20 protein-coding genes are annotated in these 17,691 nt (G+C 41.1%); 7 read left to right on the forward strand and 13 right to left on the reverse strand.

Annotated features, from left to right (window positions below):
- Positions 1 to 50 precede the first annotated feature (50 nt).
- The 3 genes from ACL9RF_RS09425 to ACL9RF_RS09435 all read left to right on the forward strand — a co-directional run bounded on the left by ACL9RF_RS09425 (position 51) and on the right by ACL9RF_RS09435 (position 4,507).
- Entirely contained in the window at positions 51 to 2,483 is a 2,433-nt protein-coding gene (locus ACL9RF_RS09425; RefSeq protein WP_422800361.1) for a PIG-L family deacetylase, read from the forward strand.
- A gap of 14 nt (positions 2,484 to 2,497) precedes the next feature.
- Positions 2,498 to 2,695: a hypothetical protein gene (locus tag ACL9RF_RS09430; RefSeq protein WP_422800362.1), complete on the forward strand. Its 198-nt coding sequence runs from the start codon at positions 2,498 to 2,500 to the stop codon at positions 2,693 to 2,695.
- 105 nt (positions 2,696 to 2,800) lie between these two features.
- A complete protein-coding gene (locus tag ACL9RF_RS09435; RefSeq protein ID WP_422800363.1) occupies positions 2,801 to 4,507 on the forward strand; it encodes a sodium:solute symporter in 1,707 nt (568 codons plus the stop codon).
- A gap of 102 nt (positions 4,508 to 4,609) precedes the next feature.
- Here ACL9RF_RS09435 and ACL9RF_RS09440 read toward each other — a convergent pair whose 3' ends face one another.
- The 8 genes from ACL9RF_RS09440 to ACL9RF_RS09475 all read right to left on the reverse strand — a co-directional run bounded on the left by ACL9RF_RS09440 (position 4,610) and on the right by ACL9RF_RS09475 (position 10,644).
- Positions 4,610 to 5,521, reverse strand: a complete 912-nt coding sequence (locus tag ACL9RF_RS09440) for an N-acetylmuramoyl-L-alanine amidase (protein ID WP_422800364.1) — start codon at positions 5,519 to 5,521, stop codon at positions 4,610 to 4,612.
- A gap of 36 nt (positions 5,522 to 5,557) precedes the next feature.
- On the reverse strand, positions 5,558 to 6,577 hold the full coding sequence (locus ACL9RF_RS09445) for a DUF3078 domain-containing protein (protein WP_422800365.1): 1,020 nt from the start codon (positions 6,575 to 6,577) through the stop codon (positions 5,558 to 5,560).
- Positions 6,578 to 6,590: 13 nt separating this feature from the next.
- A complete protein-coding gene (locus ACL9RF_RS09450) occupies positions 6,591 to 7,343 on the reverse strand; it encodes a hypothetical protein (protein ID WP_422800366.1) in 753 nt (250 codons plus the stop codon).
- Between the two features lie 60 nt (positions 7,344 to 7,403).
- Positions 7,404 to 8,246, reverse strand: a complete 843-nt coding sequence (locus ACL9RF_RS09455; RefSeq protein ID WP_422800367.1) for a glucosaminidase domain-containing protein — start codon at positions 8,244 to 8,246, stop codon at positions 7,404 to 7,406.
- A 29-nt stretch (positions 8,247 to 8,275) separates the two neighbouring features.
- Positions 8,276 to 8,776 (reverse strand): glucosaminidase domain-containing protein, encoded by a 501-nt coding sequence (locus tag ACL9RF_RS09460; protein WP_422800368.1) that lies wholly within the window; start codon positions 8,774 to 8,776, stop codon positions 8,276 to 8,278.
- Positions 8,777 to 8,798: 22 nt separating this feature from the next.
- Positions 8,799 to 9,434 carry an O-methyltransferase gene (locus ACL9RF_RS09465; RefSeq protein WP_422800369.1) on the reverse strand — a complete coding sequence of 212 codons (636 nt, stop codon included), beginning with the start codon at positions 9,432 to 9,434 and terminating at the stop codon, positions 8,799 to 8,801.
- 144 nt (positions 9,435 to 9,578) lie between these two features.
- The gene (folE, locus tag ACL9RF_RS09470; RefSeq protein WP_422800370.1) at positions 9,579 to 10,208 is read right to left on the reverse strand and encodes a GTP cyclohydrolase I FolE; all 630 of its coding nucleotides are present in this window, start codon (positions 10,206 to 10,208) and stop codon (positions 9,579 to 9,581) included.
- A gap of 22 nt (positions 10,209 to 10,230) precedes the next feature.
- A complete protein-coding gene (locus ACL9RF_RS09475) occupies positions 10,231 to 10,644 on the reverse strand; it encodes a 6-pyruvoyl trahydropterin synthase family protein (RefSeq protein ID WP_422800371.1) in 414 nt (137 codons plus the stop codon).
- Between the two features lie 53 nt (positions 10,645 to 10,697).
- Between ACL9RF_RS09475 and mqnB the strand changes: the two genes are divergently transcribed.
- From mqnB to ACL9RF_RS09490, 3 genes are all read left to right on the forward strand, one after another.
- Entirely contained in the window at positions 10,698 to 11,315 is a 618-nt protein-coding gene (gene mqnB, locus ACL9RF_RS09480) for a futalosine hydrolase (RefSeq protein ID WP_422800372.1), read from the forward strand.
- Positions 11,316 to 11,423: 108 nt separating this feature from the next.
- Positions 11,424 to 12,410 (forward strand): pyruvate dehydrogenase complex E1 component subunit beta, encoded by a 987-nt coding sequence (locus ACL9RF_RS09485; protein WP_422800373.1) that lies wholly within the window; start codon positions 11,424 to 11,426, stop codon positions 12,408 to 12,410.
- Positions 12,411 to 12,551: 141 nt separating this feature from the next.
- Entirely contained in the window at positions 12,552 to 13,304 is a 753-nt protein-coding gene (locus ACL9RF_RS09490; RefSeq protein WP_422800374.1) for a DUF6263 family protein, read from the forward strand.
- Positions 13,305 to 13,361: 57 nt separating this feature from the next.
- On the opposite strand, the gene gcvH is transcribed toward ACL9RF_RS09490, so the two are convergent.
- On the reverse strand, positions 13,362 to 13,742 hold the full coding sequence (gene gcvH / locus ACL9RF_RS09495) for a glycine cleavage system protein GcvH (protein WP_422800375.1): 381 nt from the start codon (positions 13,740 to 13,742) through the stop codon (positions 13,362 to 13,364).
- 71 nt (positions 13,743 to 13,813) lie between these two features.
- On the opposite strand from gcvH, the gene ACL9RF_RS09500 reads away from it, so the two are divergent.
- Positions 13,814 to 15,010, forward strand: coding sequence for an anhydro-N-acetylmuramic acid kinase (locus ACL9RF_RS09500; protein ID WP_422800376.1), 1,197 nt, complete (start codon positions 13,814 to 13,816; stop codon positions 15,008 to 15,010).
- 46 nt (positions 15,011 to 15,056) lie between these two features.
- Here ACL9RF_RS09500 and ACL9RF_RS09505 read toward each other — a convergent pair whose 3' ends face one another.
- The 4 genes from ACL9RF_RS09505 to ACL9RF_RS09520 are packed head-to-tail and all read right to left on the reverse strand — an operon-like array spanning position 15,057 to position 17,660.
- Entirely contained in the window at positions 15,057 to 15,719 is a 663-nt protein-coding gene (locus ACL9RF_RS09505) for a DUF2461 domain-containing protein (protein WP_422800377.1), read from the reverse strand.
- Positions 15,709 to 16,524, reverse strand: a complete 816-nt coding sequence (locus tag ACL9RF_RS09510) for a phosphatidate cytidylyltransferase (RefSeq protein WP_422800378.1) — start codon at positions 16,522 to 16,524, stop codon at positions 15,709 to 15,711. The genes ACL9RF_RS09505 and ACL9RF_RS09510 overlap by 11 nt, the downstream gene beginning before the upstream one ends.
- Positions 16,511 to 16,741, reverse strand: coding sequence for a DUF2007 domain-containing protein (locus ACL9RF_RS09515; protein ID WP_422800379.1), 231 nt, complete (start codon positions 16,739 to 16,741; stop codon positions 16,511 to 16,513). The genes ACL9RF_RS09510 and ACL9RF_RS09515 overlap by 14 nt, the downstream gene beginning before the upstream one ends.
- A complete protein-coding gene (locus tag ACL9RF_RS09520) occupies positions 16,722 to 17,660 on the reverse strand; it encodes a lysostaphin resistance A-like protein (protein ID WP_422800380.1) in 939 nt (312 codons plus the stop codon). The genes ACL9RF_RS09515 and ACL9RF_RS09520 overlap by 20 nt, the downstream gene beginning before the upstream one ends.
- Positions 17,661 to 17,691: the final 31 nt, after the last annotated feature.

Raw genomic sequence — 17,691 nt, forward strand, 5'->3', positions numbered from 1 at the left:
GACAGCTTCTTTTGTTAATTTTTATCTTGCCTAATTACTAACTTTATAAAATGGTTAAAAAATCTATCTTCACCGCTATTCTATATGTACTTTTCCTGTTTCCATCGTTTGCCCAGCAGGCTGCACTCAGCTCCAGCGAAATACTACTGCGTATCCGTAAACTGAATACCTTAGGTTCTGTATTATATTTCGCAGCACACCCCGACGATGAGAACACACGTTTAATAGCATGGCTGGCACAGGAACGCAATTACCGTACGGCTTATCTTTCTTTAACGCGTGGCGATGGGGGGCAGAATTTAATAGGTACTCAACAGGGTGTAGCGCTTGGTTTAATACGCACACAGGAGCTGCTTGCCGCACGCTCTTTGGACAAAGGGGAGCAGTTTTTTACTTCAGCCTACGATTTTGGATTTAGCAAAACTTATGACGAAACCTTCGACTTCTGGAATAAAGAAAATACCTTGCGGGAGGCGGTATGGATAATCCGGAACTTTCAACCTGATATTATTATTAATCGCTTTCCGCCCGATAAAAGAGGGGGGCATGGCCATCACCAGGCATCGGCGATACTGTCGCATGAGGCCTTTATTGCTGCCGCAGACCCAACGAGATTTAAGGAACAACTACAGTGGGTAAAGCCATGGAAGGCTAAAAGGCTTTTGTGGAATACCGCCAACTACGGCGGAATGAACAATACCGCAGAAGATCAACTTAAGGTAGACATTGGCGGTTACAACAGCCTTTTAGGACAATCGTATGGTGAAATTGCGGCTCATAGCCGCTCCCAACATAAAAGTCAGGGTTTTGGTAGCGCCAGTACCCGGGGCTCGAGCATTGAATATTTTGCCGATGTGGATGGCGATAAAGCCACAGTGGATATTATGGAGGGTATCGAAACCTCCTGGAAAAGGATTAAAAATAGCCAGCCTATCAGCGATTTAATAACGAAAATAGGCAATGAATACAACCCCAGCAGTCCGCAGCATAGTATAAACGATTTATTTGCCTTACGCAAATTAATTCAAAATATAGATGATGCGTATTGGAAAAAGCAAAAAACAGTAGAAATAGACGCTATTATATTTGCCTGTGCTGGAATATGGGTCGACGCCACGACGGACGCGGCTTACTACCCTTTAAATACGCCTTTTACAGTAGAGCTAGAAGCAATTGTAAGAAACCCTAATATTGAGGTAGAGCTCTTAACGGTAGATAAAACACCCGTAAACCGCAGGCTGTCGACAAACAACCTATGGAAAGACCAGGTACAGCAGCTATGGGCCAAAAGCACACAGCCTTATTGGTTAGAAAAACCACTTGCAAAGGGTAAATTTGTTATCGACGATAAAAATATTGGCTACCCAACCAATCCGGATAAGCCTGCCGTAGCATTTACTTTCCGCATTAACGGCGAGGAGATAACCCGTCAATTCGATGTTCATTATCGTTTTGTAGATCCTGTTCGAGGAGAGGTTTATCAGCCTCTGGCAATCGTTCCGCCTGTAACCGTATCCTTGTCATCGACTATGCTGCTAAATACAAACGCGACAGCAAAAACGGTCACCGTCAACTTTACCAATAACAGCAGGAGCACTAAAAGATACCAAATTAAGGTTTCACAGCCTGAGGGTTGGACGGTTACGCCTGCAGTTCTGGCGCTTGACTTTTCCGAGCATAATACGCTGACTAAAGAAATACAGGTTAAACCGTCTGCCGATACCAGTACAAAGGCTGTTGTAAGCTTAATGTTAGACAGCATGCCTTTACCTGCTATGCATACCTTGGCCTATGACCATATCCCTGCTATAACCTGGTTTCCTGCTGCAACCATAACTTGTCAAAATGTGCAGCTTAACAACCCCGTAAAAAAAGTAGCTTACCTGATGGGGGCGGGCGACTTGTTGCCAAATACGTTAACACATATAGGCATTACAACGACTATTTTAGACCCTCAAAAAATAGACTTTAATAGTTTACAGCAGTATGACGCTATACTTGTAGGGGTACGTTTTCTTAATGTACAGCCCCAGAGCGAGGCGATAATAGCGCTGTTGCTGGATTACGTGAAACAGGGGGGCGTAGTCCTGTATCAATATAACGTAAACGGGGGGATAAACGCCCAAAAAATTGGCCCCTATCCGTTTGCGATAGGTCGCGAACGGGTAACCGAAGAAAATTCGCCGCTAACCTTCGACGCTAAGGATGTGGCATTTAATTATCCGAATAAAATCACCGCACAGGATTTTGAGGGATGGATTCAGGAGCGTGGACTTTACTTTGCCGAGCAAATAGATAAAAACTACCGCAGCCCTTTACAAATACACGACAAAGGGGAGCCTTACCATAATGGAGCTTTGCTGATAGCGAATTACGGTAAGGGTAAATTTGTTTATACCTCGTTATCCTTTTTTAGACAATTACCTGCTGGAGTGCCCGGAGCTTATAGATTATTTGTAAATTTGTTGACAAAAGAAAAGTAATATAAAACTCAATCATGGCAAATCAAGTAAACGAATCACAAGAAATCAACGCAAAAGGTCTGATTATATTAATCGGAACTATCTTTGGCGCAATTATCTCTTTCGCTGTAAAAGGCACTTTTTTAAGTATTGTAGGTGGATTAGTAGGTGGATTAATTCTAGCTATTTTCTTCGTTAATGTTCTTTTACCTCAAAAATCACATGACAGATAAGGGATTGCCTCCATATATTCGCAGCTGGCGACAGTTTTATATACTGCTCATCGTTTGGCTGCTGGTATGCATCCTTTTCATGTATTTATTCACGAAATACTACGCATGAGTACTGCAGATTGGCTAGTACTTTTTATAACCCTGCTTTTGATTGTCGCCTACGGCGTATTCAAGAGCAGGAATATCCATAATATCGATGGCTACCTACTCGGCAATCGATCCCTCCCCTGGTATAATGTCGGTTTATCGGTTATGGCAACGCAGGCCAGTGCGATCACATTTTTAGCGGCACCGGGATTGGCTTTTACTTCGGGTATGAGTTTTGTGCAGTTTTATTTTGGGCTCCCTTTAGCCATGATTGTGCTGTGCATAACCTTTGTCCCCATCTTTCATAAGTTAAAAATATTTACTGCTTATGAGTTTTTAGAGAAACGTTTCGACATCAAAACAAGGGCTTTAACGGCAGCACTCTTTCTTATACAACGCGGCGTATCAACGGGGATTACCATCTTCGCTCCCTCCATCATATTATCGACAATATTGCAGATTGACACCAGCTACACCACCTTGGTAATCGGAACTGTTGTTATATTGTATACCGTTTATGGTGGCACAAAAGCCGTTTCCTACACCCAACTTTTACAGATGGCCATTATCTTTGCCGGATTGTTAGGGGCAGGTTTTATGGTGCTACACCTACTCCCACAGGAAATTGGATTCTCCGAAGCACTGCATATTGCCGGCAAATCGGGTAAAACGAAGGCGATTGATTTCAGCTTGGATTTAGACAACCAATACACGGTATGGACCGGGTTAATTGGTGGCTTCTTCTTGCAGCTATCGTACTTCGGTACAGACCAAAGCCAAGTAGGACGTTACCTCACGGGCTCCTCGGTTCGAGATAGCCGATTGGGTTTATTGATGAATGGCTTACTTAAAATTCCGATGCAATTTTGTATCCTGCTGATTGGTGTTTTCGTATTTTCTTATTACCAATTTAATACGTCTCCCTTATTCTTTAATCGTGTAGAAATACAAAAGCTGGAAAATAGCCTTCATAAGGATGCTTATCATCAGATCCTGAAGCAGCAAGAGCAGTTAACGCTGCATAGAAATAACACCGTTGACGAACTAAAACAGGCTATCACTGCCGACAATACGGTATTAATCGATAGTAAACGCGAGCAGCTTGCAGCTATAAACAAAGAAAACGATAAACTTCGTACAGCGGTTATTACCCTGATCAAGGAAAATGACCCTCATGCAGATACCAACGACAACAACTACATTTTTTTATCCTTTGTTACCTCCACTTTCCCAAAAGGTTTTATTGGTTTACTTATCGCCATTATTATGCTGGCTTCGATGGGGGCTACAGCTAGTGCCATTAATTCGCTGGCATCAACGTCGGTAATTGATATTTACAAACGCTTTATCCATACCGATGGCAGCGATAAAAACTACCTACAGGCTTCTCGATTATTTACCTTAGGTTGGGGTATTTTTACGGTAGTCGTAGCCTTATATGCGAATAAACTCGGCAACTTACTGGAAGCGGTGAATATTTTAGGCTCCTTATTTTACGGCACTATACTGGGCGTATTTTTAATTGCTTTTTATTTTAAGAAAATCGGTGGCAAGGCGGTATTTATGGCGGCCCTTTTAGCGGAGGTTATAGTTTTTGCATTATGGATTTTTAAGGCGGATCTTATTCCCTTCTTGTGGTTAAATCCAATCGGTTGTTTTGCCGTTATTGTGATCGCTATGGGCATACAAAAACTTTTAAAACCACGCTTCATCTCCTCAACATAATCGAAACAGCCGCTCAGCAGTAACCACTAAGATAAAATACAACTACATAAAAAAGGCCCGCCTCGAGACTGCGGACCTTACATATGGTGCATCGTCTTACGATTAATAATATTTCCTATATAAATCGTATAGTACGGCTTTATCACGTGTGGTAAGCGTACCATTTACCTCAGTCACGATATATTTACGCTTAAAGGCGCGTATAGCGGCATCTGGATTACTCATGTCGTAGCCTATAATCTTTAGGGCATCGATCGGGTTGAACGTTGCAGGAGGGTCTACCAGAAATTCTTCGTTGTACCAGATTCCAAAACCTTTTTGCGCCAATCTTTTCCATGGAAACAATACAGAAGGGTCGTCTTTACGCGTCGGGGCAATATCACCGTGACCAATAAAATTTAACTGCGGAATAAGGTATTTGCTCTTTAGGGTTTCCAGTAATACCAACAGGGTATTAATCTGCGCATCTGGAAATGGCTCTCGACCATTGTTATCGAGCTCTATACCGATAGACACGGAATTTATATCAGTAACAGTCCCCCATTTTGAACGTCCTGCATGCCAACCACGTTCGTAATCGTTTAACATTTGTACGAGCTGCCCATCACGGCCGATAACATAATGCGCACTAACCTTCGAGTGGGGCACTTGAAAGGTACGTATAGTTTGCGCGGTGCTGTTCTGCGACGTATGATGAATAATAACAAAATTAGGCTTGCGCAGGTCATAATGGACGGCACTGGCCCAATCGGCATTTTTATTAACCCCTGTGCGCCTTTGTTCAGCGACCTTTTCTTCGGGCGTCATTTCGGCCTTGATTGCCGCAGCTTCCTGCAGTAAAGGACTTTTAACCTCAGCAACCGGCTCTGTGGTAAGCTTAGCATTCGATAGCTCTTCTACCCTAGCCTCATCTTTCATCGGAATCGCCTTTGGCGCTACCAATGTTTTTCTTGATGTTCCACAGCTGCTTCCTAAAAGCAGCAACAATACCCAGCATAGCGACGTTCTTCCCATCGTTTCCCCCTATATTTAGTCTATCAATTTTCTTTATTATCTTGGCAATGCATAGATTAAGCCCAATGCCAACGCCTGGCTATACTGAATGCGTTTTGATTCTTGCGATCTATATACCAATATCCCTGTAAGGGTAACGTTTACCAGGCTTGTAACTTTCGCGGTTAATGTAGCATCTAAACGATGATCGGGATCAGTGATATCTTTATAATCAGCAAATAGGTTGTAACGCGCTTTAAGGTTCAAATTTTTAGACAGATTTCTATCCAAATTTGCTGTTATCTGAAAGGCGAGGTCATTTCTGAATTTTTTTCCCGGCTGCACACCATACACTTCTTTTTCATTTTCTTTGGGTGCAATTCGGCTATCTGCCAATAAGGTCTGCCGCGCTGTACCCGTACCCAAGCGTAAGGAGAATGTATTATCGGGTTTATACTCCAAACCCAGGGATTCGGTAAAATATCCGGGAGCCATAAATGCAGATATCGTATCCACAATTATTTCTTCGCGTGTTTCTTTATCGATATCGTATTTATAACCCACATCAAATTGCGACTCAATCGTTAGGGCAAAATAAACCGCCCATCTATCTGTAAATTTATAGGCAAGCTTATTATCAAAGAAGATACGGTCATTATTCTTTTTAGCTAAAAACTTTCTTTTTTCTTCTTTTTTATTATCCCAAACCTGCTGTTTACCATACCTTAAATCGATTTCTGAGGTAAAGTTAAAGCGATCCTTATTATATTCCGACTTATGCCAAATTGTTCCACCCACTGCAATGGAGTTTACCCCACCGGCGCTCCAGTTGTCACTAAAGGTAGCCTGGTTGGCATTAATACCAAATTTTGACCAGTGTTTCCAATAGTTAACTTCCAGGCCTAATTTAGGAATAGGAATAACTATCTGTTTAATACGGATATCTTTTGTTGTATCTTGATTAAGGATACGGGTATCCGGTTTTTCACGGAGTTCCTTTAAATTTTCCTGCGCCACAGCAGTCCCCACAGACAACGCTACAGCAGCAGTCATAAAAAAAAGTAAAATTTTATTCATAGAAATGCTAGTATTAAGGCTCAATATTAAACTTATTTAAATCGGGCAACGGTTTTATATATGGCACAAATTTAAAAAATTCGTAGTTAGATTTTATATAACTTATCACTTGATAGGTTGTCGCCTGCATAACAAAAGCATAAGAGGGCCGGTAACGGACCATAAAATTGTCTAAAGCTTGCCCCTCGAGGCCTGTAACTGAGTTCACCAGGGGTTTTGAAAAATGTAAATCCACTACATTTTCTTCATATTCCCGTTGAAAGTATTGCGTCAGTCGGCGGGCATTCCGCCCCGATTTACTGAAATAATTATATATAGCACCGATACTAAGCCCTACACCTGTAGGCCCAACGCTAAGGTAGTCTCCTGGATTTGCTAAACGAAAGGCGGTATTATATTCGTCACGTCTTTGTTCAAATATTCTTTCAGGGCTCTCTTTCGCTATAATCGTTACAGGAGCAATATGTATGGCGGTCTTTTTTAACTGTATAATTAAAATTTTATCCCCATTATATTCAATGGTATCCTTATGGTAAGTATCTTTACTAATAACAATACGATCACCTATATGCATAGGCAAGGAAAACTCGCCCCGCAAATTGTTATATACCGTAACCCCCGAATTAATGTTGGTTAATAATACATGAGCGACCCGTAGTTTGTTGTCTTTATCGAAGACAATACCCTCCACGGCTTCCTGCGCATAAACAGATAGTGATAGTAAATAAAATAAAACAGTAAAAAAAAATACCGAATGTTTAGTCATTATAAATGTAAAACTACATTTTTACACGCTAACTATATACGGTTTAACAACTTTTCACGCTTATTTACTAATCACTAAAAGCTGACCGAGAGCCAAATTATCGTTCGACATGCCGTTCAACTGCTTAATTTGATCTATTGTAACATTATACTGACGCGCCAAACTAAATAAGGTGTCATTGTTTTTTACCTGATGAATTACCATAGCTACAGGCGATTTTATCTGTTCTGCAGCCACAGGAGGTTCTGTTTCTATCTTTTGTTCAATAACGGTTTCAACTTTATGCTCGCGCACCTCGCGTTCCACAAAGCTCTCTGCCCGGTCATATTGGTATAATTGGTACCGTTCGATAAGATCGACAAGTAGCTCCGGATATCGTGGGTTTGTCGCATAGCCTGCATCCTTTAACCCGCGAGCCCAACCTTTATAATCGTTCTTGGCTAAGGAGAAAAGCTTCTCATACCGTTTACGCAATAAAAATTGAGAGTGATCCTTGAAAGACTGCTCAGGATTATCATACACCCTAAAACAATCATTAGGGCTATCATCGGCTCGCGACACAGATTTGCCCCGCCATGTACCACCACATTTAATACCAAAATGATTGTTCGCTTCCTTCGCAAGATAGGAATTTCCGTTTCCAGACTCCAGCAGGGCCTGTGCCAATTTTATACTGGCAGGAATACCATACTGGTTCATTTCGCGAATTGCAATATCCTTATAGCGTTCAATATAATGCTGCCCCGAGATTGTCCCTCCAGCTCTACCGCCACCAGCAGGTCTATTATCCGGCTTTTTCCAGGTTGAAGAAGAATGTTTCGGATTAGCTAATACCGTACGCTTCTTGCTACTACAAGAAGATAGCAATGCTATAACCATAAAAAATACAACTAGCGCTCTCATTACAATTCAAATAAATTATATGTTGAGCACTAAATTACATCAAAATCATTTAGATTGTAGCGATCGATTGTACTTAATACCTGCGTACTCCAGCCCTTAGTTGCGGAATACCCCGAGCGGGCAATCCCTTTGACCCAAGCGGAAGAATTTTGTGCAGGATAATCGTCGAAAAGTGTTTGCGTAGATTTACGTCTTTTTAAGAAATCAACAAAGTCGTTGTAGGAGGCCATAACAGATCCATAACCCTTGTACGCCGAACGAATTTGTTTGCTGTTGTTTTTACCTTTGATGCCGAAGTGGTTGTTTAAGTATGTGGCAATTCGACTGTTGCCGTAAGCGCTTTCATGAATAGCGACTGCTAAAATCACCGATGCTGGGACACCGGTTTCTCGCATTAGTTGCTGAGCAACGGTCTTGTGCTTCTCGATATAGCTGCTAGGGGTAAATTTCTTTTGTCCCAAAGCTAATGATATCGATACGATGCACAATACTAGTATAAGCAACATTCTGCTTACTAATGACTTTTGCATAATCTATTTTTTAGTTCAACAATTACTTTTTGCGTAACACAAAAAGCCCGTCTCGAATTGGCAAAATCAGTTTTTCTACACGACTGTCATTTGCCAAAGTTTTATTTAATTCGATAACCTGCTTAGTCTGGCTGTCGTGTTTATCGTCAAACACCTTTCCTTTCCACAGCACATTATCGATTAAAATAATTCCACCTGAAGGAACCCGATCTATCAACATATCGTAATAAACCAAGTTTCTTTTTTTATCTGCGTCAATAAAGACCAAATCAAAATCACCTGTTAGTGTGGGTATAATTTCAAAGGCATCCCCAATATGATAACGAATATTCCCGGCATATGCCGAACGCTCGAAGTAACCCGATACACGCTCGTACTGTTCCTCGTTGATATCAATGGTATGCAATACCCCATCAGTTTGTAAACCTTCCGCCAAACATAACGTTGCATAACCGGTAAAAGTACCTATCTCTAGAATTTTTTTTGGCGCAACCATTTTGCTAAACATTGCCAAAGCTCTGCCTTGATAATGCCCAGACATCATATGTGGCATTGTCTCCCGAAGATAAGTCTCTCTGTTTATGGACTTTAACAAAGCACCCTCTGCATCACAAGTCTCTTCTAAATAGACGTTTACCTTTTCCTCATTTTGAAACATAACTGCGAATCTACAGAACTTATTTTTAAAAAATCAAACTTTTCTTTCAAAGATTTGTTACGCAGACTCGGAAAAGTAGGCGTATAAAAATAAAAAATGGGCTGTTTTGCTAGCAAAACAGCCCATTTTTAGGGTATATTTTTTTTAATGTAACGAGGCGGTTATAAGCCTTAAAAATTCAGATCTTGTAACATCATTCTGAAATTCACCCGTGAATGCTGAGGTTGTGGTTACCGAATTTTGCTTCTGTACACCACGCATCGCCATACACATATGCTTACATTCGATGACAACGGCAACTCCTGCCGGGTTCAAGGTTTCTTGTATACAATCGCGAATTTCGTTTGTTAACCGCTCCTGCACCTGTAACCTGCGGGCAAAAATATCCACGACACGCGGAATCTTACTTAACCCAACAATATGACCGTTCGGGATATAAGCGATATGCGCTTTTCCAAAGAAAGGCAACATATGATGCTCGCACATAGAATATACCTCAATATCCTTCACCACGACCATTTGACTGTAGTCTTCTTCAAACATCGCACTTTTTAAGACTTCCGAAGGGTCAATTTTATACCCATGGGTTAAAAACTGCAAGGCCTTAGCAACGCGCTCGGGCGTTTTTAAAAGCCCTTCCCGCTGTGGATCTTCACCAATAGCCGCCAGGATGTCTGTATAGTGTGCACCAATACGTTCAACTTGAGCACTATTATAGAGGTCTATTTTTTTATAACCATCCACTTCTTCATTGAAATCCGTAGGATTACTCATTTTTATATGTTATATGTTGTGATTAATCGCCGAAATATTCGACAGCGTTGTTTTCCGTTTCGTGCAGCTTTACGCTATGCAAGAGGACACCTTCCTTATCAAAAAATGGTTTCAGCACATGAAAAATCTCCACAGCAATCACTTCCGTTGATGCCATTTTCCCCTGCATAAAATCTACATCGAGGTTTAAATTTTTATGATCTACCTTTACAATAACCTGTTCATTTATGATATGTTTCATTGTTTTCAGGTCTATTACAAAACCCGTTTCAGGGTCTATATTACCTTTAACAGTTACAAACAATTCATAATTATGCCCGTGCCAATTTGGATTGGAACAAGAGCCAAATACAGCCTCATTCTTCGATACCGACCAATCGGCACGGTAAAGTTTATGTGCTGCGCAAAATCGTTCACGTCGGGTTATATGTATCATAATGGCAAATATACCTTAAAAAACTATAATTTAGCAGCTGAAAACTAAAGAAAATGAAGCCTTTGATTGTTGCCGCTACACGCGAAGAAATAGCCAGTAGCATCCCTTTTTTAGAACGTGTGCAAATTCCTTTCCTTATTACCGGCGTAGGAATGACCGCCACTGCCTATAGTTTAGGCCGATATTTAGCGCTTTACAAACCCGATATTGTTATCAATGTAGGTATAGCAGGCTCCTTTAATAAGGATTTTCCTTTAGGTACTGTCGTAGAAATTACGAAGGATACCTTTGCTGAATTGGGAGCGGAAGACGGCGACAGCTTCTTAACATTAGTGCAGTTAGGGTTTGGCGAATCGACCTACACCCCAAAACAGTATGCAGGCTTGGACACGGGCTTACCCCCATGCCAGGGCATAACGGTAAATAAGGTGCATGGTAAGGAGGCTTCTATTGAAGCCGTAAAATCTATATTTCAAAATATACAGATTGAAACCATGGAGGGTGCTGCTGTCTTTTATGTGTGCCAGCAGGAAAACCTTCCTTGTCTTCAGATACGTGCCCTTTCAAACTATGTTGAAAAACGTGATAAATCGACATGGAACATTCCACTGTCCATAAAAAATCTGAACATTTGGATACAAAGCTTTTTAAAAAAGGTGCTAAATCCTTAATTTCAAATGACAAACCAATAGCCATTTAACTGCTTTTTAGATTGCGAAATGTCGTTAAATAATATTAGTTTTGCATATTCACTTTGAAAAGACACTATTTTAAAACTGATGAGAGAAATACAATTCAGAGAAGCGCTTCGTGAAGCTATGAACGAAGAAATGCGTAAAGATGAAACTATATTTTTATTAGGCGAGGAAGTTGCCGAGTATAACGGAGCTTATAAGGTAAGTCAAGGTATGCTTGATGAGTTCGGCGCTAAACGCGTTATCGATACACCAATTGCCGAGTTAGGTTTTGCAGGTATCGCTATCGGATCAGCAATGAACGGTTTAAAACCTATTGTTGAATTCATGACTTTTAACTTCTCATTAGTTGCTATTGACCAGGTGATCAACTCTGCAGCTAAGATTCGTCAAATGTCGGGTGGTCAGTTTTCTTGCCCTATCGTATTCCGTGGCCCTACTGGAAATGCGGGACAACTTGCAGCACAGCACTCCCAGAACTTTGAAAACTGGTATGCAAATACGCCGGGATTAAAAGTTGTTGTTCCATCAAACCCTTACGATGCTAAAGGTTTATTGAAATCAGCGATTATCGATCCAGATCCAGTTATTTTTATGGAGTCTGAGGTCATGTACGGAGATAAAGGTTTAGTTCCTGAAGAACCGTATTACTTACCGATCGGAAAGGCTAACGTCATACAGCAAGGTACAGATGTTACGGTGGTATCTTTCGGGAAAATGCTTCCACGTGTAGTAATCCCTGCAGTTGCAGAATTGGAAAAAGAAGGCATCAGTGTAGATCTTATCGACCTTCGTTCAGTACGCCCTATCGACTTCCCGGCAATCATCGAGTCGGTTAAGAAAACAAACCGTTTGGTTATTGTTGAAGAAGCGTGGCCTTTGGCTTCTATCTCTTCGGAAATATCGTTCCATATTCAGAAAAATGCATTTGACTATTTGGATGCTCCGGTTACACGCGTTACATCTGCGGATGTGCCATTAGCCTATGCCCCAACCTTAGTTGAAGCGACATTACCTAGCGTGGAAAAGGTAATAAAAGCTGTAAAAGAAGTTACTTACATCAAAAAATAAAAAAAAAGCCAGCGAAATTTCGCTGGCTTTTTTTATTTTAGGTGTTGCTTAATATATAGTAAGATAATAGCTAAGAGATTTAAGCTTTGAATCTCTTAGCTATTATTTTTTCGATATTTATATAAATCTAAAAAACATAAAATGAGAAAACTCTTTACTACCCTATTCATTGCATCTACTGTGTTTGTTCAGGCTCAGGCTCAGCAAAAAATTGACTTTAAATTAAACCCCGAAAAAGGAAAGGTTATTCCTTATGAGATGACGCTAAAGACGGATATTGAAGGTGCACAAAGTCTAATTATGGACATGAAAATGAACATGAATATGACTGCGGTTGATATTTCGGACAACAGCATTAAGTATGAAACAAAATATACTAAGGTTACGGCGGATGTAAATGCGGGAATAATTAATATGGCCTACGATTCGTCTAAAGAACCTGCCAATCAAATGGAGGAAATGATGGCGTCGCAGTTGAAACCTCTATTGGAAAATGCACTTACCCTAACGATGGATAAAAAAGGTAAGGTTACACAGATTGATTTCCCTAATGTTTCCGAACAGGCATTTGATAAATCGAGCATGCAGAATATTACGGTATCATTTCCAGAGCACCCTATTGCTATTGGCGAATCCTGGGAAAGTAATGTTGAATTGGCCGCTTTAAATGCGAAAGGAAATACAAAAAACACCCTTGCAGAAAAAACTGCTGAGGGTTATAAAATCAATATCGAAGGTACCTATACAGACGAATCTGGTAACAGTTTAGGAAATGTTAAGGGATATTATATCTTAGACCCTAAAACCTTTTCTACCAAATTTTCATCTGTAAATACTGTTATTGAAGTTCAAGGTAACAAAGTATCTTCTACGGCGGAGTTTAAACTTAAATAAGTCTAAGCCCTACCATAGACATAAAAAAAACCCGTGCTAAAAACACGGGTTTTTTATTTATGCATTAATTTCGGCTTTGTAATCTTCTGCCGACAATAACGTATCTACATCCGCAGGATTTGCTAATTTAACACGAATAATCCATCCCTCCCCATAAGGATCGGCATTTACCAATTCTGGAGAAGCATCGATTGCTTCATTTACAGCCAAAACAGTACCTGTAGCTGGAATGAACAAATCAGAAACAGTTTTTACGGCTTCAATTGTGCCAAACACCTCATTAGCTGTTACCTCTTCTCCGACTGTGTTAATATCTACAAAAACAATGTCGCCCAACTCACGCTGAGCAAAGTCAGTAATACCAATTACGGCTTCATCGCCCTCTACACGAACCCATTCGTGGTCTTTCGTGTATTTCAATTCTGCTGGAAAATTCATATTTATCTTTTTTTCCAAAAATATCATTATCCATTGACATTACCAAAAGCATATATGTGTAATTTTAGCTTATGAACAGGCATATACAGCAGCTTTATCGTATTGCAAAACAAGACCATCGATATATTATAGGTCTCATGTCGGGAACCTCACTGGATGGGTTGGATATTGCCTTGTGTAAAATCCAAGGCGCAGGAAGGGATACTAAAGTAGAGGTTTTACAGTTTGTAACTATGCCCTACCCGGCCTCATTCCGAACGCAAATACGCCAGGTATTTGCGAAACAAAATTGCAACCAGCAGACTTTAACAGGCTTACATGCCTACGTTGGATTAGTGCATGCATCGCTAGTTTTGGACGCGTTAAAACGCTGGAAAATACCTCCGGACACGATTGATATCATTGCCAGTCATGGGCAAACGGTATTCCATGCACCACAAATCTTAACCCAAGATTTCTCGCTGCCAAATGGTACCCTGCAGATTGGCGACGGCGATCATATTGCCGTAAAGACGGGTATTATAACGGTATCAGACTTCCGCCAGAAACATATTGCTGCTGGCGGCGAGGGGGCACCATTGGCTGCTTATGGCGATTTTTTGCTCTTTAGCGACAACGAAGAAAACCGTATTCTATTGAATATCGGCGGAATAGCCAACTTTACCTTCCTGCCGAAAAGAGAATCGGCACACCAGGCATTTGCTTCAGACATAGGCCCTGGAAATACCCTGATGAACCAATATATGTTAAAATATGTTGGCTTAGAAATGGACGAAGATGCCACCCTGGCCAAACAGGGACAGGTATGCCCTGTTTTACTAGCGGGCTTATTGCAGGAGCGCTTTTTAAGCTATCCATTCCCCAAAACAACGGGGCCAGAGCTTTTTAACCTCAGCTACCTCGAAAAGCAACAACAATTGACACAGACTACGCAACTCTCCCATGCAGATGTTATGGCAACCTTAAATGCATTCGCCGCTACAGCAATCATTCAAGGTATACAGGCTGCCGTAAAAGATTTGGACGCTATAGCTGTTTATATTAGTGGAGGGGGGCTACATAACCCCTTGCTGATGGAAAATATAAAGGCAGGATTACCGCATATTAAAGTAAGTAGCATCAGTAAATTAGGCATCAACCCCGACGCCAAAGAGGCTTGTTTATTTTCGGTACTCGCCAATGAAACACTGGCAGGAAATATTGAACACGTGGCGTTATTGGAAAATGCGCCAGCTGTATGTATGGGTAAAATCAGCCTGCCCCAATAAAAAATATAGGAGCAAGCAGATGGATTGTGCCATGTGCTTGCTAGCACTATATATCGATAGCCTGATGTATAAACTTTTTAAAAGATAACACACGGTTACAAATCGCCATAACATGCTGTATGGCGTCAGGAGAAGACATCTCCGCATTGGAGAGCTCCTTCTGCAGGATAAAACTCTTTAACTTCAAAACTTCGATATGCGGGTCATCGGCAGCGTATCCAGCAGGTGGCCTTTTTAGCTTATCCTCTTGAGATAAGTCCTTAACAGTCCATCCGCCCTGCTGCAATGCTTCTTCAAAGGCCTTATAATTATAATCTATTTCTTGACGGATGGCATCTAAATGTTCCTTTTTGGGCATCCAATACCCCACCGCAATAATATTTCTATTCGGCTCGATATGCAGGTAATATTCTGGGCCATCCAGCTTTCTGCCATCGACAGATATACCCGCTGCAAGCCAGTTCTTGTAGGGCGATTTATTTTTAGAAAACCGTACATCGCGATAAATCCGAAACAGACATTTTGAGGCTTTAATATCGGTATTTATATGAGGATCTACCTGCGCCAACTCGGCAATGGCTGCGTCTACAAAAGCAATAACATTCTGATGCGCAGCATCATACTCCGCCTTATGCTCCTGAAACCACTCCCTATTGTTATTCTCCTTCAGGCGAGCTAAAAAATCAAATGTCGCTGTTTTAATTTCCATAACACTGTACGAGGATTAAAAATACATACACCAAAGGTGCTGCAACCAACAAACCATCAAATCGATCCAACAGACCACCATGCCCCGGTAAAATATGGCCAGAATCTTTAACGCCGAGGCTTCTCTTCAGCATAGACTCCACCAGGTCGCCCAAGGTTCCAAACACCGCAATTAATAAAGCAACCGTAGCCCACTGCCATGTCGGTAAGGAATCAAAATAATACGCTAAGCCCATGGCAAATGCTATCGCAAATAACACCCCTCCAATAAAGCCTTCCCATGTTTTGTTGGGAGAGATACGCTCAAATAATTTGCGTTTTCCCAGCGCTCTTCCCGACAGGTAGGCGCCAGTATCGTTGGCCCACAGGATAACCATAAAACCTAAGGGGATTTGGAAATTGTAGGTACCTTGAATAAAACCTAAAGCCACGAAAAATAAAAAGGGCACACAGGCATAGATAACACCTGCAAAGGTATAGGCAAGGTCATGAAATGGCAGTGCTCGTTTTTGAAATAACGAACGTATAAAAATAAAAGATACAAAAGGTACCGTTAAAAAGATAAACTGCAATGGGGTATCCAACAAAAAATAAGCCCCTATGCTGGCGGATAGTGTCACAGCGGCCGACAAACCTAAAACTACATTGGGCTGCACTTGGTCTGAACGAACAATACCATAAAACTCATACATACTCCATATGCCGACAAAACTAAAAAAGGCGACAAAAGAATACTCCCCCAAAAGTAAGGCGCCAATTAATACGGCAATAAAGAAAAAACCTGTAATCGCTCTAGTTAACATCATCCCCTCCGTCGGTCTCTATTTCACTGTCCTCAAGTAAAGCCAAAGCCTGCTGCTCTACCTCTTCCGAGACAAAGAGTTCAATTTTGCCAAATAAATAGGAAGAATCTTGCTTATTCAATAAAACGGCAGGAACACCATTTTCCTCCAGCATTTGTTTTACAATTTCTGCTTGCAACGCATTGGTATATGTGCGTAATTTAATCCAACCTTTCTCCATGAATAATCTGTTGTTGTTGTTTTGATTTTTTATAAAAATAAAACGCCAAAGCGCCCGTAATAATTAAGCTGCCAAGATACACAAATATTGAATAGGTCTCATTATGTTGTAGGTCATCGAATGTTTTTCCTTGCTTTGTATAGACAAACGCAATAACCGTTACGGTAGCATTATTGACGAAATGCCCCAATATGGGCACCCATATATTTCGAGACCAAACAAACATATACCCAAAAAATACACCCAATATTAGCCGCGGAAAGAAACCAAAAAACTGCACATGTATTGCACTAAAAATAACGGCCGTTAACCACACCGTAATATGATGGTTATGCGTTAAACGCTGAATAATTTGCATTAAGGAGCCCCTGAAATAATACTCCTCGGCAATTGCGGGCACAACCGCCATCACTAAAATATTCGACAGCAAAAGCCCGACATGATCTACCATCACAATTTGCTCCGTCAATACAGCCATTTTATCCTCCTGCGCGCGCATCCACGCTTCAATACCTGCTAAACCCGGAGGCAGCGACATCTCGCTATTTAACGCACCTACCCACTGCATCACGGGGCCAAAGGCCACCAATAGCAATACAGCTAAGACATAAAACCCCAGGTTACCCTTATTTTCTGTCGGAAAATACGACCTGAAAGGCTCGCGCAGCTGCAATATTATGGCAGGGAGTAAAAATGTACCGAATGAGCTGGCGACCAACAAGGCATACATAAAAAATGGTTTTTCCGTAAATGCCGCCACAGCAACCCCATCCTGCTGCGCAGCATGCAAGCTGCCGCTAGTTAAAAGCCCCAGCAGAATAACCACGAACTGTGCTGCTACACTACAAATAACCGTTAAAACTAACAACAACCCCAAGGATGCCCAGGGGGATTTATCGTCCTTCATATATTCAATCATGTGTTAAAAATAAAAATTAAAAACCGATCAA

Source organism: Sphingobacterium sp. Mn56C (assembly GCF_049319645.1).
GTDB lineage: Bacteria > Bacteroidota > Bacteroidia > Sphingobacteriales > Sphingobacteriaceae > Sphingobacterium.